This window comes from Agromyces sp. Y575 (genome assembly GCF_059445445.1).
In genome coordinates this window covers 638,216-663,039 of the sequence record NZ_JCAIUI010000001.1, presented here as the reverse complement: position 1 = coordinate 663,039, position 24,824 = coordinate 638,216, and the positions used below count along the sequence as shown (strand labels likewise).

Sequence of the window (24,824 nt, the reverse complement as noted above, 5' to 3'; positions counted from 1 at the left end):
AGGAGTCATTTCATGGCTGAGAAGCTGTCCGGCATCATCGATCCGCCCATCGACGACCTGCTCTCCAAGGTCGACTCGAAGTACCAGCTCGTCATCTTCGCGTCGAAGCGTGCACGTCAGATCAACGACTACTACGCCGACCTGCACGAAGGAAGCCTCTTCGACAACGTGGGCCCGCTCGTCGATTCGTCGATCGACGACAAGCCCCTCTCGGTCGCGCTGCACGAGATCAACGAAGACAAGCTCCGGCTCCGCCCGATCGCCGAGTGATCCGGAGGGCCGGATGACTCGGCTCAACATCGTCGTCGGCATCACGGGCGGCATCGCCGCCTATAAAGCCGTCGGCGTCGTTCGCGCGCTCGTGCTCGCGGGGCATGACGTGCACGTCGTGCCGACCGAAGGCGCACTGCGCTTCGTCGGCAAGCCCACGCTCGAGGCGATCTCGCGCAACCCTGTGCACACCGAGCTGTACGAGGGCGTCTCCGAGGTGCGGCACGTCGCCATCGGTCAGGCGGCCGACCTCATCGTCATCGCTCCGGCGACGGCGAATTCGATCGCGAAACTCGCAGCGGGCCTTGCCGACGACCTGCTCGGCAACTCGGTGCTCGCAAGCGAGGCGCCCGTCGTCATCGCACCTGCCATGCACACCGAGATGTGGCGTCACCCCGCCACCCAGGCGAACATCGCGACGCTGCGTGCCCGCGGCGTCACGATCGTCGGTCCGGCGGTCGGCCAGCTCACCGGAACCGACAGTGGGCCGGGTCGCATGGAGGAACCCGGTGAAATCGTGCGCGCGGCACTCGAGCGTGCGCTCGGCGAGAGCGGCGCGGCCGCGGCATCCGCCGATCGCAGTGACCTCTCGGGACTGCACGTCGTCGTCACCGCCGGCGGCACGCGCGAACCGCTCGATCCCGTGCGTTTCCTCGGCAACCGTTCGAGTGGCAAGCAGGGAACCGCGATCGCCGAGGCAGCGCGGGCGCGGGGCGCGCGCGTCACGCTCATCGCGGCGAACCTCGAGGTCGCCGAACCCGACGGTTGCGACATCCGCCGTGTCTCGACCGCGCTCGAACTGCAGCGCGCGGTGACCGAGGCGACATCGGGCGCCGATGTCGTCGTGATGGCTGCGGCCGTGGCCGACTACCGTCCCGCGACGGTGAGCGAAGCGAAGATCAAGAAAGACCAGAGCGACGACGGGCTCACGATCGAACTCGTGCGCAACCCCGACATCCTCGCGGGCCTCGGTCATGCACCGCATGACGGCACCCTGCTCGTCGGCTTCGCGGCCGAGACCGAGGTCGACGACGAACGATTGCTCGCGCTCGGCCGAGCCAAGCGCGATGCGAAGGGCGCAGACCTGCTCGTCGTGAATCGGGTCGGCTGGAACGAGGGTTTCGCGAGCGACGAGAACCAGGTCGTCGTCATCGGCACCGACGGCGTCGTCGTCACGCGAGCGCACGGAACGAAATTGTCGGTGGCGCATGACATCCTCGACGTGGTTGTCTCGGAACTGACGACTGCGGCGCGTGCCGCGACGACCACGAAGGAATCCGATCCCGTATGAGCGCACTCCGCCTCTTCACGTCCGAGTCCGTCACCGAGGGGCACCCCGACAAGCTCTGCGACCAGATCTCCGATTCGATCCTCGACGCGCTCCTGCGTCAAGACCCGACGAGCCGAGTTGCGGTCGAAACCCTCGTGACCACGGGCCTCGTGCATGTCGCGGGCGAGGTCACGACGCGCGGTTACGTCGAGATCCCAGCGATCGTGCGCGAGCGCGTCACGTCGATCGGTTACGACTCATCCGACGCGTGGTTCGACGGCCGCTCCTGCGGAGTCTCGGTGTCGATCGGGGGTCAGTCACCCGACATCGCCCAGGGCGTCGACCACGCGTTCGAGTCCCGTGAACGAGACAGCGACGACGCGCTCGACCAACAGGGCGCCGGCGACCAGGGCATCATGTTCGGCTACGCCACGCGTGAGACTCCAGAACTCATGCCGGTGCCGATCTGGCTCGCGCATCGACTCGCCGAGCGACTCGCGGCCGTACGTAAGAACGGCGAGCTCGAGTACCTTCGCCCCGACGGCAAGACCCAGGTCACGGTCGGCTACGACGGGCAGGTGCCCAAGACGATCGAGACTGTAGTGCTCTCGACGCAGCACACTCGTGCCGTCTCGACCGAGCAGCTCCGGGTCGAGGTCGAAGAGCTCGTGATCCGCCCGGTGCTCGACACGGTCGAACTCATGCGCCCAGAGCTCGACGTGCTCATCAACCCCACGGGCCGCTTCGAGATCGGCGGGCCGCAGGGCGACGCCGGGCTGACCGGGCGCAAGATCATCATCGATACCTACGGCGGCGCGAGCCGGCATGGCGGCGGCGCCTTCAGTGGAAAGGACCCTTCGAAGGTCGACCGTTCGGCGGCATACGCAATGCGCTGGGTCGCCAAGAACGCGGTCGCCGCAGGGCTCGCCGACCGGCTCGAACTGCAGGTCGCGTACGCCATCGGCAAGGCAGCGCCCGTGGGGCTCTACGTCGAGACCTTCGGCACAGGAAAGCTGCCTGACGAGCAGATCATCGCCGCGATCCGTGAGGTGTTCGACCTGCGTCCTGCGGCGATCATCCGCGACCTCGATCTGCTCCGGCCGATCTACGCGCAGACCGCGAGCTACGGCCACTTCGGCCGGGAGCTGCCCGATTTCACATGGGAGCGCCTCGACCGCGTCGACGATCTCCGCACCGCAGCCAGGATCTGACGTGGCAGGCGGCTCCGTCGCCCGTGTGCTCGTCGACTCGCCACTGCCTCAACTCGACCAGCTCTTCGACTACGCGGTGCCCGAGCGGCTCCGCGAGGCGGCCGTCGCGGGGGTGCGAGTTCGGGTTCCATTGCGGTCGGGTGGGCGCATCGCGAACGGCTGGCTCGTCGAGGTCGCAGAGACGAGTGAGTTCGCGGGGCGGCTGAGCGAGCTCGAAGACGTCGTCTCCGAGGTGCCGTTGCTCATGCCCGAGGTGTGGGCGCTGGCCCGCGCGGCCTCAGATCGCGCTGCCGGCAACGCCGGCGACATCCTGCGGTTGGCGATTCCCAGCCGCTATGTGCGGGCCGAGCGGGCGTGGCGTGCAGCAGAACCCGACCCAGGCGAGCTGCCGGCCCCGCCGGCGGCGATTCCCGGCTATGAGGCAGGCCGTCTCGAGACCGGCATCGACGCGGGCGAGCGGATGTCGCTGGCCGCAGACCCTCGGCCGGTACGGCTCGGCTCGGGGGAGTGGGTCGGTGCGTGGGCCGCGACGCTCGCGGCCGCGGCCGCTCATACGCTCGCCGCCGATCGCTCGAGTCTCATCATCGTGCCCGACTACCGGGATCAGGAGCAGCTTCAGGCCGCCCTGGCCGATCGCGTCGACCCTCGACGCGTGCTGCGCACCGATGCGCGTCAGACGGGCGGTGAGCGCTTCCGTGCCTTCCTCGACGCGACCGCGCCCGAGGCCCGCGTCATCATCGGCAACCGTTCGACCGTCTACGCTCCCGCGACCAGGCTCGGCCTCATCGCCATGTGGGACGACGGCGACTCGCTGCAGAACGAGCAGCTCTCACCCGGCGTGCACCCGCGCGATGCTGCGCTCATCCGGCAGGAGCAGTCGGGCGCGGCGCTCGTGTTCCTCGGTCACACGCGCAGCGTCGAGGTCGAGCGTCTCGTCGAGATCGGTTGGGCGCGGGAGGTGCCTGCCGTCAAGCATGTTCGACCCCGCGTCATCCCGACCGAGCAGCAGTCGGCGCCCGCCCCCGGTTCGGCGCGCATCCCGTCGAGCGCTTGGCGAGCGGCGCAGCAGGCGATCCGTGAGGGGCCGGTGCTCGTGCAGGTCTCTCGTCCCGGCCACGCGCCGCTGCTCGCCTGCGATCGTTGCCGTGAACCGGCGCGGTGCACCGCGTGCGGCGGCGCACTGGTCGTGCCGCGCAGCGGTGGTGACCCGCGTTGCGTCCTCTGCGGCACGAGTGCGAGTACGTGGCGATGCCCGGTCTGCGAGGGCGTCAAGCTGCGTGCCGTCACAGTCGGGGCGAGCCGCACGGCGGAAGAGCTCGGTCGGGCATTCCCGACTGCCAGGGTCATTCTCTCCGACGGGGAGCGTCCGGTGCTCAGGGTGGGTGCTGAACCGGCCCTGGTGGTGGCGACGCGCGGTGCCGAGCCGATCGCTGACGGCGGCTACCGCGCGGTGCTCCTCCTCGACGGCGAGCGGATGCTGCTGCGCGAGTCCCTCCGCGTTGCCGAGGACTGCCTGCGATGGTGGTCGAATGCCGCGGCGCTCGCAGCGCCGGGGTCGCCGGTCTTCCTCGTCGGGGTCGCGGGAGCGCTGGCGACCGCGCTGGCGTCGTGGCGTCAGCCCGAGTGGGCGAGCGGAGAGCTCGCGGCTCGCCGGGCGCTGCGTTTCCCTCCCGCCGTGCGTGTGGCGAGCGTGACGGCTGCGCCCGCTTTGGTCGCGCAGGCGCTCACGGCGGCACAGGCCGCGGCCGAGGGCGTCGATGCACTCGGTCCGGTGCCCGCCGACGAAGGACTCGAGCGGGCGATCGTGCGGTTCGACTACTCGGCCGGCGGGGCGGTCGCGAAGGCGCTGCGCGCAGAGATGATCCGGGTCGCGACGGAGCGACGGCGGCCGGTCACGGGTCGGCCGCCGAAGCGACCGTCGGTGCTTCGGGTGCGCTTCGACGATCCCGAGGTTCCGTAGCCGCACGGTCTTCAGCGTTCGGCGCGTCGAATCGGCATGACTTCGGGGCGCTATCGTGGGGTGGTTCTCGCGGTTGGTCAAGCGACTCGCGGGTTTGGGACGTTCGAGCACGGAGGCGCTGAGGATGGGTTCATCGACCACGCAGTTCACTGGCAGGACGACGGAGATTCCCGGACTGCTCGTGTTCGATGTGACCCGTGTCGAAGATTCTCGAGGATGGTTTCAGGAGAAGTACCATCGCGAGAAACTGGTCGGCGCGGGGCTTCCTGCGGCGTTCGACGTCGTCCAGACCAGCGTCGCCTTCAATGAGCGGGCATCGACTCGGGGGTTTCACGCCGAACCGTGGGACAAGTACATCTCGATCATCGACGGCACCGCCTTCGCTGCATATGTGGACCTCAGAGCGGGGGAGACGTTCGGGAGGATCGTGACGACTGAACTCCGCCCGGACAACGCGGTCTTCGTTCCAGCAGGTGTCGCGAACTCGTATCAGTGCTTGAGCGCACTCCACTACCTCTACAGCGTGAACCGACACTGGACCCCCGACGCCTACGAGTTGTACACCTTCGTGAATCTGGCCGACCCGGAGCTCGCGGTGGACTGGCCGATCCCGCTCGGTGACGCCGTTCTGTCGGACAAGGACGAGACTCATCCGTTCCTCCGGGATGTCGAGCCGATCTCAATCTGAGCTCGGTCCGGGTCCCGTAGCCGCTCGTTCGTCGGCGACAATGGAGTGTGCAGAAGCTCCGCATCATCTTCGCCGGCACTCCTGCCGCGGCCGTCCCATCACTCGAGCGCCTCTCGGCGAGCCGCCATGATCTCGTCGGAGTCGTCACACGACAGCCGGCACCCCTCGGTCGCAAGCGCGTGCTGACCCCATCGCCCGTCGCGCAGGCGGCGGCACGCCTGCAGTTGCCGCTCATCGAGACCAATCGACTCGATGCCGACGCGACTGCGCGCATCGTCGAGCTCGCGCCCGATCTCGGCGTCATCGTGGCCTACGGCGGGCTCGTACGCGAGCCGCTTCTCTCGACGCCCGCGCACGGCTGGATCAACCTGCACTTCTCACTCCTGCCCACTTGGCGTGGGGCCGCGCCCGTGCAGCACTCTCTCATCGCGGGGGACACCGTCGCTGGCGCATCCGTGTTCCAGCTCGTGCCCGATCTCGATGCGGGCGACGTCTTCGCGATGCACGAACGACCGCTCGGCGGTGACGAGACGGCCGGAGAACTGCTCGAGGAACTCGCCGTTTCGGGGGCGGCGCTGTTGGCCGGTGTGGTCGACGGCATCGCCGAGGGGGTGGCGCGCGCCGTGCCTCAGCACGGAGAGCCGAGTCTCGCGCCGAAGCTCACGATCGACGACGCACGCCTCGACTGGTCGCACCCTGCGTCGGAGGTGCGAGCGCGTTACCGCGGAGTGACGCCCGAGCCGGGCGCATGGACGACGGTCGACGGGCAGCGAGTCAAGATACTGGGGCTCGACGGCGTCGACGATGCGGCGGATGTCCCGGCGCTCGCGCCCGGCGAGATCACCCTCGCTGCACGACGCCTGCTGATCGGCACGGCCACGACGCCGCTCGAGCTGCGCCGGGTACAACCCGCAGGAAAGCCGGCGATGGACGCGGGCGACTGGTGGCGCGGCGCCGCCCAGACCGTGGGGGTGGCCCGATGAGTGGGACTGGCCGGCCGCGCAGCACCGGCGGCGGCACGGGTGCTCGGATCTCGCCCGCACGCCTCGTCGCCGTCGACGTACTCGAAGCTGTGCGAACCGATGAGGCCTACGCGAACCTCCTCCTGCCTGCTCGCATCCGCCGTGCCGGCCTGAGTCGCGCCGACGCGGCCTTCGCGACCGAGTTGACCTACGGCACGCTGCGCATGCAGGGGTTCTACGATCGCGTCATCGAGCTCGCCGCGAATCGCCCCGTCGGCGCCATCGACCCAGCGGTGCTCGATGTGCTGCGGCTTGGCGCGCACCAGTTGCTCGCAACCAGGGTCGCCACGCACGCCGCCGTCAACGAGCAGGTCGAGCTCGCGCGGAGGGCGTCACCGAAGGCCGCCGGGTTCGTGAACGCGGTGCTGCGCACGATCTCGCGATCGTCGCCCGAAACATGGCGTGAGCTCGTCGCCGAGGGTGCTGTCGGCGAAGATGCCCGCCTCGCCGCGGTGGCGAGCCATCCCGAGTGGATTGTGCGAGCGCTCCGCACCGCGCTCGAGCGCGAGGGTCGCGCCGATGAGCTGGAATCGCTGCTCGACGCCGACAACGCCTCGCCCCGGGTGAATCTCGCCGTGCTGCCGGGGCTCGATGTCGACACCGATGGCATCGAGGGATTCGAACCCGATCGGTTCTCACCGATCGGCGCGGTCGCCGACGACCCGATCGCCGCTGCCGAGGGCTCCGGCGGCCGCATCCGCGTGCAAGACGAGGGCTCCCAGCTCGCGGCACTCGCGCTCAGTCGTGCCATGCCCGTGCGTGCGGGCGAGCACTGGCTCGACCTCTGCGCCGGCCCGGGCGGCAAGACCGCGGTGCTCGCCGCGGAGGCGCTGACGGGTGGGGCCGCGCTGTCGGCGACGGAGACCGTGCCGGTTCGGGCGGAGCTCGTGCGCAAGGCGATCACCGGAGTGCCGCTCTCGGTCGATGTTCACGTCGGCGATGGCCGTGACCTCGACCTCGAGGCGCTCGGCGCGCCCGCCGGCTTCGATCGCATCCTGCTCGATGCACCGTGTACCGGACTCGGCGCGCTCCGCCGCCGCCCCGAGGCGAGATGGCGCAAGGCCCCATCGGATGTCGCCGAGTTGACCAAACTCCAGGGCGAGCTGTTCGACAGCGCGTTCGCCGCGCTCGCGCCCGGCGGGATCCTCGCGTACGTCACCTGCTCGCCGCATACCGCCGAGACGCAGGGCACGCTCGCCGCGGCGCTTCGACGAGCAGGCGCATCAGCTCGTCAGCTCGACACGCGTGCCGTGGTCGAGGGGCTGTCGCGGCATCCGCTCGACCTCGCAGGCGAGGCTGAGACGGTGCAGCTCTGGCCGCACCGGCACGGCACCGACGCGATGTTCATCGCCCTCGTGCAGAAGCAGCACGACGCACCTTCACCGGCGGGCACCGATCGGTAGGGTGGCTGCATGACGACGCGGATCAACCCGAGCATCCTCGCTGCCGACTTCGCGAACCTCGAGCGCGAGCTCGGGCGCATCGCGAGTGCCGACCTCGTGCACGTCGACGTGATGGACAACCATTTCGTGCCGAACCTCACCTTCGGTCCGCAGATGGTCGGGCGGTTGCAAGAGGTGAGCCCGATTCCGCTCGATGTGCACCTCATGATCGACGATCCCGACCACTGGGCGCCCGGCTACGCCGAGACGGGTGCGTTCTCGGTGACGTTCCATGCCGAGGCCGCCGCCGACCCCGTGGCACTTGCGCGGCGACTCCGCGAGATCGGCGCGCGCGCGGGCATCGCTCTCAAGCCCGGCACTGATGTCGAGCCCTACCTCGAACTCCTGCCAGAGTTCGACCAGGTGCTCGTGATGACCGTCGAGCCCGGCTTCGGCGGTCAGTCGTTCATGCCCGAGACGATGCCGAAGCTCACCCGGCTCGCGAGCGCGGTGCGTGAGACCGGCCTCGACGTGTGGCTGCAGGTCGACGGCGGCATCTCGCTCGACACGATCGGCATCGCCGCCGAGGCCGGCGCGAACACCTTCGTCGCGGGTTCGGCGGTCTTCGGGGCCGAGGTGCCGGCCGAGCGCATCGCCGAGCTTCGTGACGTCGCGTCCGCGCACGCCCAGACGCACCGGTAGCCTAGAAGAGTGAAGACCTTCGACGACCTCTTCGTCGAGCTCGCAGACAAAGCCCGAACCCGACCAGAGGGTTCCGGCACGGTGCGCGAGCTCGACGCCGGCGTGCACGCCATCGGCAAGAAGATCGTCGAGGAGGCGGCCGAGGTGTGGATGGCCGCCGAGTACCAGAGCGACGACGAGACAGCTGAAGAGATCTCGCAGCTCCTCTACCACCTGCAGGTGCTGATGCTCGCGAAGGGGCTCTCGCCCGCCGACGTGTACCGACATCTCTGAAACGCCCATGGCCGATCAGAACCGTCGACACGGCAGTATTGCCGAGAACCAGAGACAGAACATGCTCCGAATCGCTGTGCCCAACAAGGGCTCGCTCGCTGAAACCGCCGCGCAGATGTTGTGGGAGGCCGGGTACACCGGACGCCGCGACCCCCGCGACCTGCACGCCGCCGACCCCCGCAACGGGGTCGAGTTCTTCTACCTGCGCCCGCGCGACATCGCGACGTACGTGGGCTCCGGCGCGCTCGATGTCGGCATCACGGGTCGCGACCTCCTGCTCGATTCCGGGTCGGATGCCGTAGAGATCGCGCCGCTCGGATTCGGCGACTCGACATTCCGCTTCGCCGGGCCGGCGGGCGGCTTCGTCGAGCTTTCCGAGCTCGAAGGCGTTCGCGTGGCCACGAGCTACCCGGGTCTCGTGGGGGCGTTCCTCGCCGGTCACGGTGTCACCGCCAAGCTCGTGAAGCTCGACGGCGCGGTCGAATCCGCTGTGCGGCTCGGCGTCGCGGACGCCGTCGCCGACGTCGTCTCCACGGGCTCGACGCTTCGCGCGGCAGGCCTCGAGATCTTCGGTCCCGTCATTCTCGACTCCGAGGCCGTGCTCATCGGCTCGGGCGTCGACAAGCCCGGTGCGTCGACGTTGCTGCGACGGCTGCAGGGAGTGCTCGTCGCGCGCCAGTACGTGCTGCTCGACTACGACGTGCCGGTGGAGCACCTCGAGCGCGCCACGGCTGCCGCTCCGGGATTCGAATCGCCGACCGTGTCGCCGCTGCACGACCCCGAGTGGGTCGCGGTGCGAGTCATGATCGCTCGCGCCGAGATGAACCACGTCATGGATGAGCTCTACGAGCTCGGTGCACGGGCGATCCTCGTCAGCGCCATCCACGCGGCACGGTTGTGAGGCCACCGTGTCTCTCGCCGTCCGTGTGATCCCATGCCTCGACGTAGCAGCAGGCCGCGTGGTGAAAGGCGTCAACTTCCAGAACCTGCGTGATGCCGGAGACCCCGTCGAGCTCGCTGCCCGCTACGCCGAACAGGGCGCCGACGAGCTCACGTTCCTCGACGTCACCGCGACCGTCGACGATCGCTCGACGACCTACGACATGGTGCAGCGGGTGGCCGAACAGGTCTTCATCCCGCTCACGGTCGGGGGCGGGATCCGCTCGACCGACGACGTCGCGCGATTGCAGGGCCATGGCGCCGACAAGATCGGCGTGAACAGCGCCGCGATCGCGCGCCCGCCGCTGATCGCTGAGATCGCCGACCGCTTCGGCGCACAGGTGCTCGTGCTCTCACTCGACGTCAAGCGCTCGGGTCGCACGGCGTCGGGTTTCGTGGTGACGACGCACGGCGGCCGAACCGAGACCGACCTCGACGCGCTCGACTGGGCGCGCCGGGCCATCGAACTCGGCGCGGGGGAGTTGCTCGTCAACTCGATCGACGCCGACGGCACGAAGGCGGGGTTCGACCTCGAACTCACGGCCCTCATGCACGAGCTGTCGAGCGTGCCGGTCATCGCCTCGGGTGGAGCGGGCGCGGTCGGCGACTTCGCACCGGCCATCGCGGCCGGTGCCGATGCGGTGCTCGCGGCATCCGTGTTCCACAATGGCGAGGTGACCATCGGCGAGGTGAAGGCCGCACTGGCGGCCGATGGGAGGATAGTGCGATGACCACGGAATCGACGGTCGATGCGGCGCTCGAACGAGCGGTGTTCAACGGTGACGGCCTATTGCCCGCGGTGATCCAGCAATGGGACACGGGCGAGGTGCTGATGCTCGGCTGGATGGATCGCGAGGCGCTGCGGCGCACGCTGACCGAGGGCCGCGTGACGTTCTGGTCGCGATCGCGGCGGGAGTACTGGCGCAAGGGCGACACCTCTGGCCACGTGCAGTACGTACGCTCGGCCGCCCTTGACTGCGACGCCGACACCCTGCTGGTGAAGGTTGAGCAGGTCGGTGCCGCGTGCCACACCGGCACTCGCACGTGCTTCGACGGCGACCCGATCGCCGTGACCCCGGGGTTCCCACCCGCCGACTGACTTGAGGAGCACACGTTGGCCGACGCCACGACCACGTTCGACGAGTTCACCGCCCTGCTCGCGGGGCGCCGCGTCGTGCCCGTCGTGCGCGAACTCTTCGCCGACGGCGAGACGCCGGTGGGCATCTACCGCAAGCTCGCGGCCGGCCGGCCGGGCACATTCCTGCTCGAATCGGCGGAGCAGGGCGGCATCTGGTCGCGGTACTCCTTCGTGGGCGTCTCGTCGTACGGCGTGATCACCGAGGCCGATGACCGGGTGGAATGGCAGGACTACGGGCTCAGCGCAGAACGCGCGCTCGGCGAAGCCGCAGAACTCGCACCGCTCGCAGCGCTCGAGGCTCTGTTCGAACGGTGGCGCACCGAAGACGTGCCCGGTGCGCCGCCGCTCACTGGCGGACTCGTCGGCTTCATCGGCTGGGAGGCGATCCGTCAGATCGAGCGGTTGCCGAACCGCCCGCCGTCGGAGTTCCCGATGCCAGGACAGGCGTTCGCGTTCGTCTCCGAGCTCGTCGTGATCGACCATCGCACCGGCACGGTGCAGCTCATCGCATCGGTGTTGAACGACCGTGGCGACGACGCCGGTGCACTCTGGAACGACGCGCAGACGCGGCTCGACCGCATGCAGCGCGGTCTTGCGCAGCCCACCGAGGCGTGGCTCGCCGAGATCGATCTCACACGTGCCGCCGACCCTGTGCACCGCACCGAGAAGTCCGACTTCCTCGCCGCCGTCGATCGCTCGAAGGAGTACATCCACGACGGCGACATCTTCCAGGTAGTCATCTCTCAGCGGTTCGAGCAGCAGGCCACGGCGCATCCGATCGATGTGTACCGCGTGCTCCGCAGCCTCAACCCGAGTCCGTACATGTACCTCCTGCACCTCGAAGACACGGCGGGTGACCCCTACTGGATCGTCGGGTCCTCACCCGAGGCGCTCGTGAAGGTGCAGCAGAGCCGGGTGTTCACGCATCCGATCGCCGGGTCGAAGCCGCGAGGCGCGACCCCCGAGGCGGATGCTGACTTCGAATCAGAGCTCATCGCCGACCCGAAGGAGCAGGCCGAGCACCTGATGCTCGTCGACCTCGCCCGCAACGACCTCGCGAAGGTCTGCACCGCAGGATCCGTCGAGGTGACCGAGTTCATGCGCGTCGAGCGCTTCAGCCACATCATGCACCTCGTCTCGTCCGTCGAAGGTGATCTCGTGCCAGGGGCGAACGCGATCGACGTGTTCCGTGCGACCTTCCCAGCAGGCACGCTCTCGGGCGCACCGAAGCCGAGGGCGCTCGAGATCATCGATGAGCTCGAGCCGGCGCAGCGCGGTCTCTACGGGGGAGTCGTCGGGTATTTCGGTTTCGGCGGCGACGCCGACCTCGCGATCGCGATCCGCACGGCCACCATCTCGGGCGGTGTCGCCCGGGTGCAGGCCGGCGGCGGTCTCGTCGCCGATTCCGATCCCGAGTCCGAGTACCAGGAATCGCGCAACAAGGCCGCTGCACCGCTCCGCGCCGTTGCGGTGGCCAACGCGATGAGACGGGTGCAGTCATGAAGCCGGCGCGCATGAAGCTGCCGACGATCCTCGCGACGATCGTCGCATCGGGGCTCGTGCTGCTCTCCTGGAGCCAGACTTGGTTCGAACTCGTGATCGAGGCGAGCACCGTCGCCGGTTCCGGTGAGCCGGTCGCTGTCGCAGGCAGCGCCGCCTCACCGGCACTCGCCGCGCTCGGGCTCGCCGGGCTCGCCCTCGTGGCCGCTCTGGCGATCGCGGGCCCGGGCATCCGTGTCGTGCTCGGCGTGCTCGAGATCGTGCTCGGCGGGTGCGTGCTGCTCGCCGCGGGCATGTCGCTGGCCGATCCGGTCGCCGCAGTGTCTCCCGCGGTCACCGAGGCCACGGGAGTCGCCGGCGCCGCGCCGACGGCCGAGCTCGTGGCGTCCGCATCCCCGACGCTGTGGCCGGTGATCGCGATCGTGGGCGGAGCGCTCATGGTGCTCGCGGGCCTGGCGGTGCTCGTGACCGGCGGCCGCTGGCCGGGCTCGTCGCGGCGCTACGGTGGCGCGCGAGCGTCGAATGCGGGGGCCGGCGAAGGCGAACGCCCCGCCTCGGATCGCGCGATCGACGACTGGGACGGCTTGAGCCGCGGCGACGACCCCACCGGGGAACCGGCCGACGAATCGACTGGCGATCCGACCGACGGCGATGCAGCCGACCCGCACCATGACGAGAGCCCCAGCGGTCCGAACCGCTAGACTGACCGACGAAAACCCCGCACGAAGGAGCATCATGAGCATTGAGACCGCAGATCCCGGCCACGGACACTCGCCCGCGGCATGGACCGCCGTCACGATCATGCTCATCGCGTTCGTGATCGGCACCGTCGCGTTCTTCTTCGAGCTGCAGTGGCTCGTCTGGGCGTCGGCAGGGCTCCTCATCGTCGGCCTCATCGTCGGCTGGGTGCTCACGCGCGCCGGCTACGGCGTCGGCGGCTCGAAGGTCGCCGAAAAGGTGCACTGATGCTCGATGAGTTGACGGCGAACGCTGTCGCCGACGCTCTGGCGCGCCGCGAGAGCGCGCCGCTCGCCGAAGTCGAGGCAGCCGCGCTCGCGCGCCCGGCCGCCCTCGATGCGCTCGAGGCGCTGCGACCGGCGGCCCACGTGAAGGTCATCGCAGAGATCAAGCGCTCGAGCCCTTCGCGCGGCTCGCTCGCGTCGATCGCAGACCCTGCCGCCCTCGCCCGGAGCTACGAGCTGGGTGGTGCGAGCGCGATCAGCGTGCTCACCGAGGGCCGCAAGTTCGGCGGCTCCCTCGCAGACCTCGAGACCGTGCGCCGCGCCGTCGCCCTGCCGGTGCTTCGCAAAGACTTCATCGCGACGCCGTACCAGGTGTTCGAAGCTCGCGCCGCGGGCGCCGACCTCGTGCTCCTCATCGTCGCTGCGCTCGATGACACCGTGCTCCGCGAACTCTACGATCTCATCGTCGAACTCGGCATGACGCCGCTCATCGAGACCCATTCCGCCGCAGAGCTCGAGCGAGCTGCCGCGCTCGGTGCGCGGCTCATCGGCGTGAACGCCCGCGACCTCTCGACCTTCGAACTCGACCGCGACCTCTTCGGCCGACTCGCTCCCCGATTCCCCGAGGGCGCGATCCGCGTCGCGGAGTCCGCGGTGCTCTCGGTTGCGGATGTCGCGCACTACCGCTCATCGGGCGCCGATGTCGTGCTCGTCGGCGAGGCGCTCGTCACGGGCGGCGACCCGATTGCCAACCTCTCAGCTTTCCTGGCGGTGTGACATGGCGCTCAGAGCGCAGACCGGTCCGTATTTCGGCGACTTCGGCGGACGCTTCGTGCCCGAGTCGCTCATCGCCGCCCTCGATGAGCTCGGCGAGGCATACGATCTCGCGAAGCTCGATCCGGCGTTCGGCGCCGAGCTCGCCGAGCTCGGGCGCAGCTACACGGGTCGGCCCTCGATCATCACCGAGGTGCCGCGGTTCGCGGCGCACGCCGGCGGCGCCCGGGTCATCCTGAAGCGCGAAGACCTCAACCACACGGGTTCGCACAAGATCAACAACGTGCTCGGCCAAGCGCTGCTCACGAAGCGCATCGGCAAGTCGCGCGTGATCGCCGAGACGGGTGCCGGTCAGCACGGCGTCGCGACGGCGACCGCTGCGGCCCTCTTCGGGCTCGAATGCGTCATCTACATGGGTGAGGTCGACACCGAGCGGCAGGCGCTGAACGTCGCCCGAATGCGGTTGCTCGGCGCTGAGGTCATCGCCGTGAAGGCAGGCTCGCGCACGCTGAAAGACGCGATCAACGAGGCGATGCGCGACTGGGTCACGAACGTCGAGACGACCAACTACATCTTCGGCACGGTCGCGGGCCCGCACCCGTTCCCCGAGATGGTGCGCGACTTCCAGAAGATCATCGGCGAAGAGGCCCGCCAGCAGGTCATCGACCTCACCGGAGCGCTGCCCACCGCGGTCACGGCCTGCGTCGGTGGCGGCTCGAACGCGATCGGCATCTTCCACGCCTTCCTCGACGACACCGACGTCGCGCTCTACGGCTTCGAAGCCGGCGGTGAGGGCGTCGATACCGAGCGGCACGCGGCGACCATCACGAAGGGGCGCCCTGGTGTGCTTCACGGTGCACGCAGCTACCTGCTGCAAGACGATGACGGCCAGACGATCGAGTCGCATTCGATCTCTGCGGGCCTCGACTACCCGGGCGTCGGCCCCGAGCACTCGTGGCTCGCTGCACTCGGCCGGGCGACCTATCGTCCCGTGACCGATGTCGCGGCCATGAATGCGCTCCGGCTCCTCACCCGCACCGAGGGGATCATCCCGGCCATCGAATCGGCTCACGCCCTCGCTGGCACGCTCGAACTCGGGCGCGAGCTCGGCCCGGAGGCGACGATCCTCGTGAACCTGTCGGGGCGCGGCGATAAAGACATGGACACCGCGGCACGCTATTTCGAGCTCTACGACCAGGAGAACGCCGAATGAATACGGTCGGTCCCGTAATCCGCCGTCGCAACGACGAGGCACGCGGCGCCCTCATCGGCTACCTTCCGGTCGGCTTCCCGACGTTCGACGAGAGCATCGAAGCGGCGGTGGCCATGGTCGAGAACGGCGTCGACGCCATCGAGCTCGGCCTGCCGTATTCCGATCCCGTTATGGACGGCCCGGTCATCCAGGCCGCCACGCAGCAAGCGCTCGCGAACGGGTTCCGTCTCGCCGACGGCTTCGAGGCCGTGCGGCGCATCACCGAGCGGGTGGATGCCCCGGTGCTGATCATGACCTACTGGAACCCGGTCGTGCAGTACGGCGTCGACCGGTTCGCCGACGATCTCGCGGCGGCCGGGGGAGCGGGCCTCATCACGCCCGACCTCATCCCCGACGAGGGTGCGGCGTGGACCGCGGCATCCGAGCGCACCGGTCTCGACCGGGTCTTCCTCGCTGCCCCGACTTCGAGTGATGTTCGCATCAAACAGGTCATCGAGGCGAGCCGCGGCTTCGTCTACGCCGTGTCGACGATGGGCATCACGGGTGCGCGCAGCGACGTCGACCGGGCGGCTCGCACGCTCGTCGAGCGGCTGACCGAGGCAGGCGCGGCAGCGAGCTGCGTCGGTGTCGGCATCTCCACGGCCGCGCAGGTCGCCGAGGTGCTCGAGTACGCAGAGGGCGCGATCGTGGGCTCGGCGCTCGTGAACGCACTCGCGACGGGCGGTGTGGCGGCCGTCGGCGAGCTCGCCGCGGAACTCTCGCGCGGAACCCGCGCGGAGTGAAGTACGCTCATTGAGGCCGTCAGCGGCCGACGCAACTGAGGAAAGGCACAAGCCGGCGTGATCGCACCGTTCAGCATTCCGAGCCCAGACCCCGCGTGGCGCGCATTCGAGATCCCCGTGCCCTGGGGCGTTCTCGTCATCAACACCTACGCGCTCTGCATCCTCGTCGGCATCATCCTCGCTGTAATCATCACGTCGCGCCGGCTCACCAAGCGCGGCGCAGAGCCCGGCATCGTGCTCGACATCGCACTCTGGGCCGTGCCCCTCGGCATCATCGGCGCCCGGTTCTACCACGTGTTCACGCACCCCGCCGACTACTTCGCTGGGCAGGAGTGGTGGACGGTCTTCGCCATCTGGGAGGGCGGCAACGCGATCTACGGCGCCCTCATCGGCGGCGCGGTCGGCGTCATCATCGGCTGCAGGTTCACGGGAATCCGGTTCTGGTCGTTCGCCGACGCACTTGCGCCCGGCCTGCTCGTCGCACAAGCGGTCGGCCGCCTCGGCAACTGGTTCAACCACGAGCTCTTCGGCTCGCCGACCGACCTGCCGTGGGGCCTCGAGATCTCCTCCGACAACGCCGCTTTCCCGGCCGGCCTGGCCGAAGGCACGCTCTTCCACCCCACGTTCCTCTACGAACTCATCTGGAACCTCGCGGGTGCCGCCGTCATCATCCTGCTCGAGCGCAAGTTCAACATGCGCTGGGGCAAGGCCTTCGGCGTCTACCTCATCTGGTACGGCGCCGGTCGCTCGTTCTTCGAGTCCATCCGTGTCGACCCGAGCGAGATGTTCCTGGGCATCCGGGTGAACGTCTGGGCGTCCTTCGCCGCGATCGTCATCGGCATCGTCCTGATCCTCGTGCAGCGGCGCCGTCACACCGGCGATGAGCCGAGTCCGTACGTGCCCGGGCGTGAGTGGAGCGCTCCGGATGCTGAGGTAGACTCCGAAGACACCGAGTCCGACTCCGACTCACTCGACGATGAGGTCGAGAGCGCGAGCGAATCGGGCGAACCGGCGGCCACAAGCCCCAGCCGATCCACCTCGAAGTAGGTCGCCCCAACACCGCGTTCTCCGAAAGTGACGCCGCACCACGCGTCACGACATCTCCCTTGATGGGCCGACGACGTCCCCCGCTGCACACTTAGTTGATGAGGACGGTTCACGTGTCGCTCACCCCACCCTTCTCGAGGTTCGGTACCGTTCCGGCTGCCCAGGGCATGTACGACCCCGCCGATGAGAAGGACGCCTGCGGCCTCGCGATGGTCGCGACCCTGCGTGGCACGGGCGGACACGACATCATCACCGTGGCACTCGACGCCCTGCGCAACCTCGAGCACCGCGGTGCCGTCGGTTCCGACGCCGGCACCGGCGACGGGGCGGGCATCGTCACGCAGGTGCCCGACGAATTCCTCCGTGCGGTCACCGCATTCGCGCTTCCGGCGGCCGGGGCATACGCCGTCGGCAACGCCTTCCTGCCCGTCGACCCCACCGCGCGCAGCAGGGTCAAGCAGGCACTGGCCGGGCTCGCGGCATCCGAAGGCCTCTCGGTGATCGGATGGCGCGAAGTGCCGGTACGACCCGACGAACTCGGCTCGCTCGCCCGCGCGGCGATGCCCGTCGTGCAGCAGCTGTTCGTGCACGCCGTGGCCACCTCGTCGAGCGGTGCGACCGTGTCGGGCATCGAGCTCGACCGGCTCACATTCCGGTTGCGCAAGCGCGCCGAGCGCGAGCTCGAACTGTACTTCGCCTCGCTGTCGAGCCGCACCCTCGTCTACAAGGGCATGGTCACGACGCTGCAACTCGAGCCCTTCTACCCCGACCTCTCCGATGAGCGTTTCGCATCGAAGCTCGCGCTCGTGCACTCGCGCTACTCGACGAACACCTTCCCGTCGTGGCCGCTGGCCCAACCGTTCCGCATGATCGCGCACAACGGCGAGATCAACACGATCCAGGGCAACCGCAACTGGATGCGGGCGCGCCAGTCGCAACTCGAGTCGGAGCTCCTCGGCGACCTCGCGCCGATCCGGCCGATCGTCACGCCGGGCGCGAGCGACTCCGCCTCCTTTGACGAGGTCGTGGAGCTATTGACGCTCGCCGGCCGCAGCCTGCCGCACGCCGTCATGATGATGGTGCCCGAGGCATGGGAGAACCAGACTGAGATCGACGCCGAGCGGCGCGCGTTCTACGAGTACCACTCGATGCTCATGGAGCCATGGGACGGCCCGGCGGCGATCGTCTTCACCGATGGCGCACTCGTCGGCGCGACCCTCGACCGCAACGGACTGCGCCCGGGTCGATACGTCGTGACCGACGACGGACTCGTCGTGCTCGCGAGCGAGATCGGCGTGCTCGACATCGAGCAGAGTCGCATCGTGCGCAAGGGCCGGCTGCGGCCGGGGCGCATGTTCCTCGTCGACACCGAGGCTGGTCGCCTCATCGAAGACGACGAGATCAAGGCGGAGCTCGCCGCATCCGAGCCGTGGGGCGACTGGCTCGAGCAGGGGCGCATCCAGTTGGCCGACCTACCCGAACGTGAGCACATCGTGCACCCGCCGGCATCCGTCAATCGGCGCCAGCGCACTTTCGGCTACACCGAGGAAGAGGTGAGGATCCTGCTCGCGCCGATGGCGCGCACCGGGGCGGAGCCTCTCGGAGCGATGGGCTCCGACACGCCGATCGCAGTGCTCTCCGAGCGCCCGCGCCTGCTCTTCGACTACTTCACGCAGCAGTTCGCGCAGGTCACCAACCCGCCGCTCGACTCGATCCGCGAGGCGGTCGTCACCTCGCTCGGCACCTCCCTCGGCCCCGAACGCAACCTGCTCGACGCAGGCCCTGAGCACGCCCGGCAGGTCTCGCTCACGTTCCCGGTGATCGACAACGACGAGCTCGCGAAGATCGTGCACATCGACCCGACACCCGGGCGCCGCACGACGGTCACCGTGCGCGGCCTCTACCGCTTCGACGAGGGCCCCGAGGCGATGCGCAACCGTCTCACGGCGATTTGCGGTGAGGTCGACGAGGCCATCGAGGCCGGCGCTGCCTTCATCGTGCTGAGCGACCGGGACTCCAACAAAGACCTTGCGCCGATTCCGTCGCTGCTCATGCTCTCGGCGGTGCACCACCATCTCATCCGCGCAGAGAACCGCATGAAGGTCGGACTCGTCGTCGAGGCGGGCGATGTGCGCGAGGTGCATCACGTCGCGCTGCTCATCGGCTACGGGGCATCCGCTGTGAACCCCTACCTCGCGATGGAGACGTGCGAAGACCTCGTGCGTTCGGGCGTGATCACCGGTGTGACGCCCGAAGAGGCCGTGCGAAACGTCATCAAGGCGCTCGGCAAGGGCGTGCTGAAGATCATGTCGAAGATGGGCATCTCGACCATCTCCTCGTATGGCGGCGCGCAGGCCTTCGAGGCCATCGGTCTGGCGCAGGGTTTCATCGACGAGTTCTTCACCGGCACGACCTCCAAGCTCGGCGGGGTGGGCATCGACGTGATCGCGGTCGAGAACCTCGACCGGCACACCCAGGCGTACCCGCAAGACGCCGCAGTGCGCGCGCACGAGCGTCTGAGCACCGGCGGCGAGTACCAGTGGCGTCGCGACGGCTCGCCCCACCTCTTCAACCCCGAGACCGTCTTCCGCCTGCAGCACTCCACGAGGAACCGGCGGTATGACGTGTTCCGCGAGTACACCTCGCTCGTCGACGCGCAGGCCGAAGAGCTCATGACGCTGCGCGGCATGTTCGCGCTGCGCACCGGCACTCGCGCGGCCGTGCCGATCGATGAGGTCGAATCCATCGAGTCGATCGTCAAGCGATTCTCGACCGGTGCGATGAGCTACGGCTCGATCTCGAAGGAAGCGCACGAGTCGCTCGCGATCGCGATGAACCGCCTCGGCGCCAAGTCCAATACGGGCGAAGGCGGTGAAGACCTCGACCGGCTGCTCGACCCCGAGCGACGCAGCGCGATCAAGCAGGTCGCATCGGGCCGGTTCGGCGTCACGAGCATGTACCTCACGCACGCCGACGACATCCAGATCAAGCTCGCCCAGGGTGCCAAGCCCGGCGAGGGCGGTCAGTTGCCGCCGACGAAGGTGTACCCGTGGGTGGCGCGCACCAGGCACGCGACCGCCGGTGTCGGCCTGATCTCGCCGCCGCCGCACCACGACATCTACTCCATCGAAGACCTCAAGCAGCTGATCTTCGACCTGAAGCGCGCGAATCCGAAGGCTCGCGTGCACGTGAAGCTCGTGAGCCAGTCGGGCATCGGCGCGGTCGCCGCAGGCACGGCCAAAGCTCTCGCCGACGTGATCCTCGTCTCAGGACACGATGGCGGCACCGGGGCGAGCCCGCTGAACTCGCTGAAGCACGCCGGCACGCCGTGGGAGCTCGGCCTCGCCGAGACCCAGCAGACGCTCATGCTCAACGGCATGCGCGACCGCGTGGTGGTGCAGGTCGACGGGCAGCTGAAGACCGGCCGAGATGTCGTGATCGGCGCGCTGCTCGGCGCCGAGGAATTCGGCTTCGCCACCGCACCTCTCGTCGTGCAGGGCTGCGTCATGATGCGCGTCTGCCACCTCGACACCTGCCCCGTCGGCGTCGCGACCCAGAACCCCGAGCTGCGCAAGCGCTTCTCGGGCAAGCCCGAGTTCGTCGTCAACTTCTTCGAGTTCATCGCCCAAGAGGTGCGAGAGTACCTCGCCGAACTCGGCTACCGATCGATCGACGAGATCATCGGTCGACGCGAACTGCTCGACGTCGACCGTGCCGTCGATCACTGGAAGGCGTCGGGCCTCGACCTGTCCCCGGTGCTCGTCGGCCCCGACTTCGCCGAGGCCGAGCCGCGGCGCAACGCTCGCGCGCAAGACCACGAGCTCGAGAAGCACTTCGACAACGAGCTCATCCGTCGCAGCAAGCTCGTGCTCGAGCAGGGCGGCACGGTCGAGATCGCCCTGCCGATTCGCAACACCGAGCGCGCGGTCGGCACGATGCTCGGACACGAGGTCACGGTCCGTCGTGGCGAGCACGGTCTGCCCGCCGGATCGATCGACGTCACGCTCACCGGTTCGGCCGGGCAGTCGTTCGGTGCGTTCCTGCCGAGCGGCATCACCCTGCGACTCGAGGGCGACTCGAACGACTACGTGGGCAAGGGCCTCTCCGGCGGCCAGATCGTCGTCCGTCCGTCGAGCGATAGCGGATTCGTGGCCGAACGCAACGTGATCGCCGGCAACGTGATCGGCTACGGGGCGACGCAGGGCAGCATGTTCATCCGTGGCATCGTGGGTGAACGGTTCCTCGTGCGCAACTCGGGGGCGACTGCGGTCGTCGAAGGTGTGGGCGACCACGCGCTCGAGTACATGACCGGTGGTCTCGCGTTGATCCTCGGGGAGACGGGGCGAAACCTCGGCGCCGGCATGTCGGGCGGCACCGCCTACGTGCTCGGGCTCCGCGAGGGACGAGTCAACCGCGAGTCCCTCACCACCGGAGAACTCGAGCTGACGTCGCTCGGCAGTGCCGACCGCGAGATCGTGCGCGACCTGCTCGAACAGCACATCGCGAACACCGATTCCGCAGTCGCCGCGGCACTCCTCGCTACTGGCGACGCGGCGTTCGACCGGTTCACCAAGGTGCTGCCGCGCGACTACGCCGCAGTGCTCCGCACTCGTCAGAGCGCGGTCGACGAGGGGCTCGACCCCGACGGAGACGTGGTTTGGACGCGAATTCTGGAGGTGACGAATGGCTGACCCGAAGGGCTTTCTGAAGGTCACCGAGCGCGAGTTGCCCAAGCGGCGGCCAGTTCCGGTGCGCATCATGGACTTCAAAGAGGTCTACGAACAGGGCGACCCGGCGCAGCTCCGCCGCCAGGCCGGCCGCTGCATGGACTGCGGCATTCCCTTCTGCCATCAGGGGTGCCCGCTCGGCAACCTGATCCCCGAGTGGAACGACCTCATGTACCGCGGTGAGGGTCGCGCGGCAGCAGACCGGCTCCACGCGACGAACAACTTCCCAGAGTTCACCGGCCGGCTCTGCCCCGCTCCCTGCGAGTCGTCGTGCGTGCTCAGCATCAACCAGCCCGCCGTGACCATCAAGCAGGTCGAAGTCTCGATCATCGATCAGGCGTTCGGACACGGTTGGGTGCAGCCGCAGCCGCCCGGTCGGCTCACGGGCAAGACCGTCGCGGTCGTCGGCTCCGGCCCAGCCGGCCTGGCTGCCGCACAGCAGCTGACGCGTGCGGGGCACACGGTCGCCGTCTTCGAGCGCGACGACCGCATCGGCGGCCTGCTTCGCTACGGCATCCCCGACTTCAAGATGGAGAAGAAGCACCTCGACGTGCGCCTCGCGCAGATGACGGCCGAGGGCACCCGCTTCCGTGCCGGAGTGAACATCGGCGTCGACATCACCTGGGCCCAGCTCCGCGAGCGCTACGACGCCGTCGTGGTCGCGACCGGAGCGATCGTGCCGCGTGACCTGCCCGTTCCCGGGCGCGACCTGCCGGGCGTGCACTTCGCCATGGACTACCTGACCCAGTCCAACCGCCACCTCGCCGGCGACCAGGTCTTCGACCAGATCACGGCGGAGGGCAAGCACGTCGTCGTCCTCGGCGGCGGCGACACCGGGGCCGACTGCATCGGTACCGCGCACCGTCAGGGCGCCCTGTCGGTCACCAATCTCGCGATCGGCAAGGAGCCGGGCGCCAGCCGGCCCGAGCACCAGCCATGGCCGATGCACCCGACGCTGTTCGAGGTGCAGAGCGCGCACGAAGAGGGCGGCATCCGCCAGTTCCTCGCCTCGACGGTCGAGTTCCTCGCAAACGAGGCGGGCGAGGTTCGAGCCATCCGCGTCGCCGAGACCGAGTACCTCGATGGGCGCCGAGTTCCGAAGGCCGGCACTGAGCGGGAGATTCCCGCTGACCTCGTGCTGCTCGCGCTCGGATTCACCGGCCCCGAGACCGGGGCGCTCGACGAGCAGATGCGGCTGCCGGTCACCGACCGCGGCAACATCGCGCGCGCGGCCGACTACGCGACGGCACAACCGGGCGTGTTCGTGGCCGGCGATGCCGGCCGCGGACAGTCCCTGATCGTGTGGGCGATCGCGGAAGGCCGTGCTGCGGCATCCGCTGTCGACCGCTACCTTGAAGGCGAGACCCTGCTGCCCGCACCGATCCCCTCGACGGCACAGGCGTTCTCCATCTGACCACTGCGCGCCGCACGGCGCGCTTCGACCAACAACCCAGCGCTTTGCGCGGAACATCGGGAGCACACACCACATGAGACGAGCGAAGATCGTCGCCACCCTCGGGCCTGCGACATCGAGCTATGAACAGATCCGGGCGATCATCGATGCGGGCGTCGATGTCGCGCGGATGAACCTCAGCCACGGCAGTTACGACGTGCACGAGGGCGTTTACCAGAACGTTCGCAAGGCCGCCAACGACAGCGGCAAGGCGGTCGCCGTTCTCGTCGACCTCCAGGGGCCCAAGATCCGGCTCGGCAAGTTCGCCGACGGGCCGCACGAGCTCGCCGAGGGCGACATCTTCAAGATCACCACCGATGACGTGCTCGGTACGAAGGAACTCGTCAGCACGACGTACAAGGGCCTGCCCGACGACGTGAAACCGGGCGACTTCCTGCTCATCGACGATGGCAAGGTGCGCGTCGAGGTCGTCGAGACCGATGGCACCGTCGTCACGACCCGGGTCATCGTGGCCGGCCCGGTGTCGAACAACAAGGGCATCAACCTGCCCGGTGTGGCGGTGAATGTGCCCGCGCTCTCCGACAAAGACGAGGCCGACCTCCGCTGGGGTCTCGAGCTCGGCGCCGACCTCATCGCGCTCTCCTTCGTGCGGGACGCCTCTGACATCACTCGCGTGCACGAGATCATGGACGAGGTGGGGCGTCGCGTGCCCGTCGTCGCGAAGATCGAGAAGCCGCAGGCCGTCGAAGCCCTCGAAGAGATCACCGAGGCCTTCGACGCCATCATGGTCGCCCGTGGCGACCTCGGCGTCGAACTGCCCCTCGAGGCTGTGCCGATCGTGCAGAAGCGCGCTGTCGAGATCGCTCGTCGTCTCGCCAAGCCCGTCATCGTGGCCACGCAGATGCTCGAGTCGATGATCCACAGCCCGGTGCCGACACGCGCCGAGACTTCGGACGTCGCAAATGCCGTGCTCGACGGCGCCGACGCGGTGATGCTCTCGGGCGAGACGAGCGTGGGGGAGTACCCCGTCATCACTGTGCAGACGATGGCCCGCATCGTCGAGTCGACGGAGCAGCACGGGCTCGATCGCATCCTGCCGCTCGGCACGAAGCCACGCACCCAGGCCGGCGCCATCACGGCCGCGGCCGTCGAGGTCGCCGACTTCGTCGAGGCGAAGTACCTCTGCGTCTTCACCGAGTCTGGCGAATCGGTGCGTCGCATGACGCGCCTGCGTTCGGCGATCCCCATCCTCGCATTCACGCCCGACCCCGCGATCCGTCGTCGCCTCGCCCTCAACTGGGGCGTCGAGTCCTTCGTCGTGGCCCGCGTGACGCACACCGACCAGATGGTCGGTCAAGTCGACGAGGTGCTCGCCAAGACCGGCAAGGCAACCAAGGGCGAGAAGGTCGTGCTCATCTCGGGTTCCCCTCCTGGAATCCGGGGCACCACGAACGACGTCCGTGTGCATGTCGTCGGCGAGGTGCTCTAGCCGTCAGCCCGCGAGGAGCCGGTCCCGCTGAGGGGCCGGCTCCGTTCGCGCGCTCACAGGC

General features: G+C 68.8%; 22 protein-coding genes. All 22 read left to right on the top strand.

Going from position 1 to position 24,824, the window contains the following annotated elements; translation table 11 throughout:
- Positions 1–12: 12 nt before the first annotated feature.
- The 22 genes from rpoZ (at position 13) to pyk (ending at position 24,763) form a co-directional block, all read left to right on the top strand.
- Positions 13–270 (top strand): DNA-directed RNA polymerase subunit omega, encoded by a 258-nt coding sequence (gene rpoZ / locus AC1C2U_RS03205; RefSeq protein WP_022891987.1) that lies wholly within the window; start codon positions 13–15, stop codon positions 268–270.
- 13 nt (positions 271–283) lie between these two features.
- On the top strand, positions 284–1,561 hold the full coding sequence (coaBC, locus tag AC1C2U_RS03200) for a bifunctional phosphopantothenoylcysteine decarboxylase/phosphopantothenate--cysteine ligase CoaBC (RefSeq protein WP_495360270.1): 1,278 nt from the start codon (positions 284–286) through the stop codon (positions 1,559–1,561).
- Positions 1,558–2,751, top strand: coding sequence for a methionine adenosyltransferase (metK, locus tag AC1C2U_RS03195; RefSeq protein WP_495360269.1), 1,194 nt, complete (start codon positions 1,558–1,560; stop codon positions 2,749–2,751). Before coaBC ends, metK begins: the two co-directional genes overlap by 4 nt.
- A 1-nt stretch (position 2,752) precedes the next feature.
- Positions 2,753–4,711, top strand: coding sequence for a primosomal protein N' family DNA-binding protein (locus AC1C2U_RS03190; RefSeq protein WP_495360268.1), 1,959 nt, complete (start codon positions 2,753–2,755; stop codon positions 4,709–4,711).
- A gap of 124 nt (positions 4,712–4,835) precedes the next feature.
- Complete coding sequence (locus tag AC1C2U_RS03185; RefSeq protein WP_495360267.1) at positions 4,836–5,399, top strand: dTDP-4-dehydrorhamnose 3,5-epimerase family protein; 564 nt, start codon at positions 4,836–4,838, stop codon at positions 5,397–5,399.
- Positions 5,400–5,446: 47 nt separating this feature from the next.
- Complete coding sequence (gene fmt, locus AC1C2U_RS03180) at positions 5,447–6,382, top strand: methionyl-tRNA formyltransferase (protein ID WP_495360266.1); 936 nt, start codon at positions 5,447–5,449, stop codon at positions 6,380–6,382.
- Positions 6,379–7,824: an RsmB/NOP family class I SAM-dependent RNA methyltransferase gene (locus AC1C2U_RS03175; RefSeq protein WP_495360265.1), complete on the top strand. Its 1,446-nt coding sequence runs from the start codon at positions 6,379–6,381 to the stop codon at positions 7,822–7,824. Before fmt ends, AC1C2U_RS03175 begins: the two co-directional genes overlap by 4 nt.
- A 9-nt stretch (positions 7,825–7,833) precedes the next feature.
- Positions 7,834–8,505, top strand: a complete 672-nt coding sequence (gene rpe / locus AC1C2U_RS03170) for a ribulose-phosphate 3-epimerase (protein ID WP_495360264.1) — start codon at positions 7,834–7,836, stop codon at positions 8,503–8,505.
- A gap of 9 nt (positions 8,506–8,514) precedes the next feature.
- Positions 8,515–8,778 (top strand): phosphoribosyl-ATP diphosphatase, encoded by a 264-nt coding sequence (locus AC1C2U_RS03165; protein WP_108595435.1) that lies wholly within the window; start codon positions 8,515–8,517, stop codon positions 8,776–8,778.
- 61 nt (positions 8,779–8,839) lie between these two features.
- Positions 8,840–9,679, top strand: a complete 840-nt coding sequence (gene hisG, locus AC1C2U_RS03160; protein ID WP_495360263.1) for an ATP phosphoribosyltransferase — start codon at positions 8,840–8,842, stop codon at positions 9,677–9,679.
- A gap of 7 nt (positions 9,680–9,686) precedes the next feature.
- Positions 9,687–10,448: an imidazole glycerol phosphate synthase subunit HisF gene (hisF, locus tag AC1C2U_RS03155; protein WP_495360262.1), complete on the top strand. Its 762-nt coding sequence runs from the start codon at positions 9,687–9,689 to the stop codon at positions 10,446–10,448.
- On the top strand, positions 10,445–10,816 hold the full coding sequence (gene hisI / locus AC1C2U_RS03150) for a phosphoribosyl-AMP cyclohydrolase (RefSeq protein WP_495360261.1): 372 nt from the start codon (positions 10,445–10,447) through the stop codon (positions 10,814–10,816). Before hisF ends, hisI begins: the two co-directional genes overlap by 4 nt.
- 15 nt (positions 10,817–10,831) lie before the next feature.
- Positions 10,832–12,358, top strand: coding sequence for an anthranilate synthase component I (locus AC1C2U_RS03145; RefSeq protein ID WP_495360260.1), 1,527 nt, complete (start codon positions 10,832–10,834; stop codon positions 12,356–12,358).
- Positions 12,359–12,369: 11 nt separating this feature from the next.
- The gene (locus AC1C2U_RS03140) at positions 12,370–13,056 is read left to right on the top strand and encodes a Trp biosynthesis-associated membrane protein (RefSeq protein WP_495360259.1); all 687 of its coding nucleotides are present in this window, start codon (positions 12,370–12,372) and stop codon (positions 13,054–13,056) included.
- A gap of 34 nt (positions 13,057–13,090) precedes the next feature.
- On the top strand, positions 13,091–13,321 hold the full coding sequence (locus AC1C2U_RS03135) for a DUF6704 family protein (RefSeq protein ID WP_495360258.1): 231 nt from the start codon (positions 13,091–13,093) through the stop codon (positions 13,319–13,321).
- On the top strand, positions 13,321–14,094 hold the full coding sequence (trpC, locus tag AC1C2U_RS03130; RefSeq protein WP_495360257.1) for an indole-3-glycerol phosphate synthase TrpC: 774 nt from the start codon (positions 13,321–13,323) through the stop codon (positions 14,092–14,094). Before AC1C2U_RS03135 ends, trpC begins: the two co-directional genes overlap by 1 nt.
- Position 14,095: 1 nt before the next feature.
- Entirely contained in the window at positions 14,096–15,304 is a 1,209-nt protein-coding gene (gene trpB, locus AC1C2U_RS03125) for a tryptophan synthase subunit beta (protein WP_495360256.1), read from the top strand.
- The gene (trpA, locus tag AC1C2U_RS03120; protein ID WP_495360255.1) at positions 15,301–16,086 is read left to right on the top strand and encodes a tryptophan synthase subunit alpha; all 786 of its coding nucleotides are present in this window, start codon (positions 15,301–15,303) and stop codon (positions 16,084–16,086) included. Before trpB ends, trpA begins: the two co-directional genes overlap by 4 nt.
- 57 nt (positions 16,087–16,143) lie before the next feature.
- Positions 16,144–17,133: a prolipoprotein diacylglyceryl transferase gene (lgt, locus tag AC1C2U_RS03115; protein ID WP_495360254.1), complete on the top strand. Its 990-nt coding sequence runs from the start codon at positions 16,144–16,146 to the stop codon at positions 17,131–17,133.
- A 98-nt stretch (positions 17,134–17,231) separates the two neighbouring features.
- Positions 17,232–21,824, top strand: coding sequence for a glutamate synthase large subunit (gene gltB / locus AC1C2U_RS03110; protein ID WP_495360253.1), 4,593 nt, complete (start codon positions 17,232–17,234; stop codon positions 21,822–21,824).
- The gene (locus AC1C2U_RS03105; protein WP_495360252.1) at positions 21,817–23,274 is read left to right on the top strand and encodes a glutamate synthase subunit beta; all 1,458 of its coding nucleotides are present in this window, start codon (positions 21,817–21,819) and stop codon (positions 23,272–23,274) included. Before gltB ends, AC1C2U_RS03105 begins: the two co-directional genes overlap by 8 nt.
- 73 nt (positions 23,275–23,347) lie before the next feature.
- Positions 23,348–24,763 (top strand): pyruvate kinase, encoded by a 1,416-nt coding sequence (gene pyk / locus AC1C2U_RS03100; protein ID WP_495360251.1) that lies wholly within the window; start codon positions 23,348–23,350, stop codon positions 24,761–24,763.
- Positions 24,764–24,824 lie beyond the last annotated feature (61 nt).

Bases quoted from the DNA above. Each gene is read 5' to 3' on its own strand.
- rpoZ (WP_022891987.1), top strand. From the start codon at position 13: ATGGCTGAGAAGCTGTCCGGCATCATCGATCCGCCCATCGACGACCTG.
- coaBC (WP_495360270.1), top strand. From the start codon at position 284: ATGACTCGGCTCAACATCGTCGTCGGCATCACGGGCGGCATCGCCGCC.
- metK (WP_495360269.1), top strand. From the start codon at position 1,558: ATGAGCGCACTCCGCCTCTTCACGTCCGAGTCCGTCACCGAGGGGCAC.
- AC1C2U_RS03185 (WP_495360267.1), top strand. From the start codon at position 4,836: ATGGGTTCATCGACCACGCAGTTCACTGGCAGGACGACGGAGATTCCC.
- AC1C2U_RS03175 (WP_495360265.1), top strand. From the start codon at position 6,379: ATGAGTGGGACTGGCCGGCCGCGCAGCACCGGCGGCGGCACGGGTGCT.
- rpe (WP_495360264.1), top strand. From the start codon at position 7,834: ATGACGACGCGGATCAACCCGAGCATCCTCGCTGCCGACTTCGCGAAC.
- hisG (WP_495360263.1), top strand. From the start codon at position 8,840: ATGCTCCGAATCGCTGTGCCCAACAAGGGCTCGCTCGCTGAAACCGCC.
- hisI (WP_495360261.1), top strand. From the start codon at position 10,445: ATGACCACGGAATCGACGGTCGATGCGGCGCTCGAACGAGCGGTGTTC.
- AC1C2U_RS03140 (WP_495360259.1), top strand. From the start codon at position 12,370: ATGAAGCTGCCGACGATCCTCGCGACGATCGTCGCATCGGGGCTCGTG.
- AC1C2U_RS03135 (WP_495360258.1), top strand. From the start codon at position 13,091: ATGAGCATTGAGACCGCAGATCCCGGCCACGGACACTCGCCCGCGGCA.
- trpC (WP_495360257.1), top strand. From the start codon at position 13,321: ATGCTCGATGAGTTGACGGCGAACGCTGTCGCCGACGCTCTGGCGCGC.
- trpB (WP_495360256.1), top strand. From the start codon at position 14,096: ATGGCGCTCAGAGCGCAGACCGGTCCGTATTTCGGCGACTTCGGCGGA.
- trpA (WP_495360255.1), top strand. From the start codon at position 15,301: ATGAATACGGTCGGTCCCGTAATCCGCCGTCGCAACGACGAGGCACGC.
- gltB (WP_495360253.1), top strand. From the start codon at position 17,232: ATGAGGACGGTTCACGTGTCGCTCACCCCACCCTTCTCGAGGTTCGGT.
- AC1C2U_RS03105 (WP_495360252.1), top strand. From the start codon at position 21,817: ATGGCTGACCCGAAGGGCTTTCTGAAGGTCACCGAGCGCGAGTTGCCC.
- pyk (WP_495360251.1), top strand. From the start codon at position 23,348: ATGAGACGAGCGAAGATCGTCGCCACCCTCGGGCCTGCGACATCGAGC.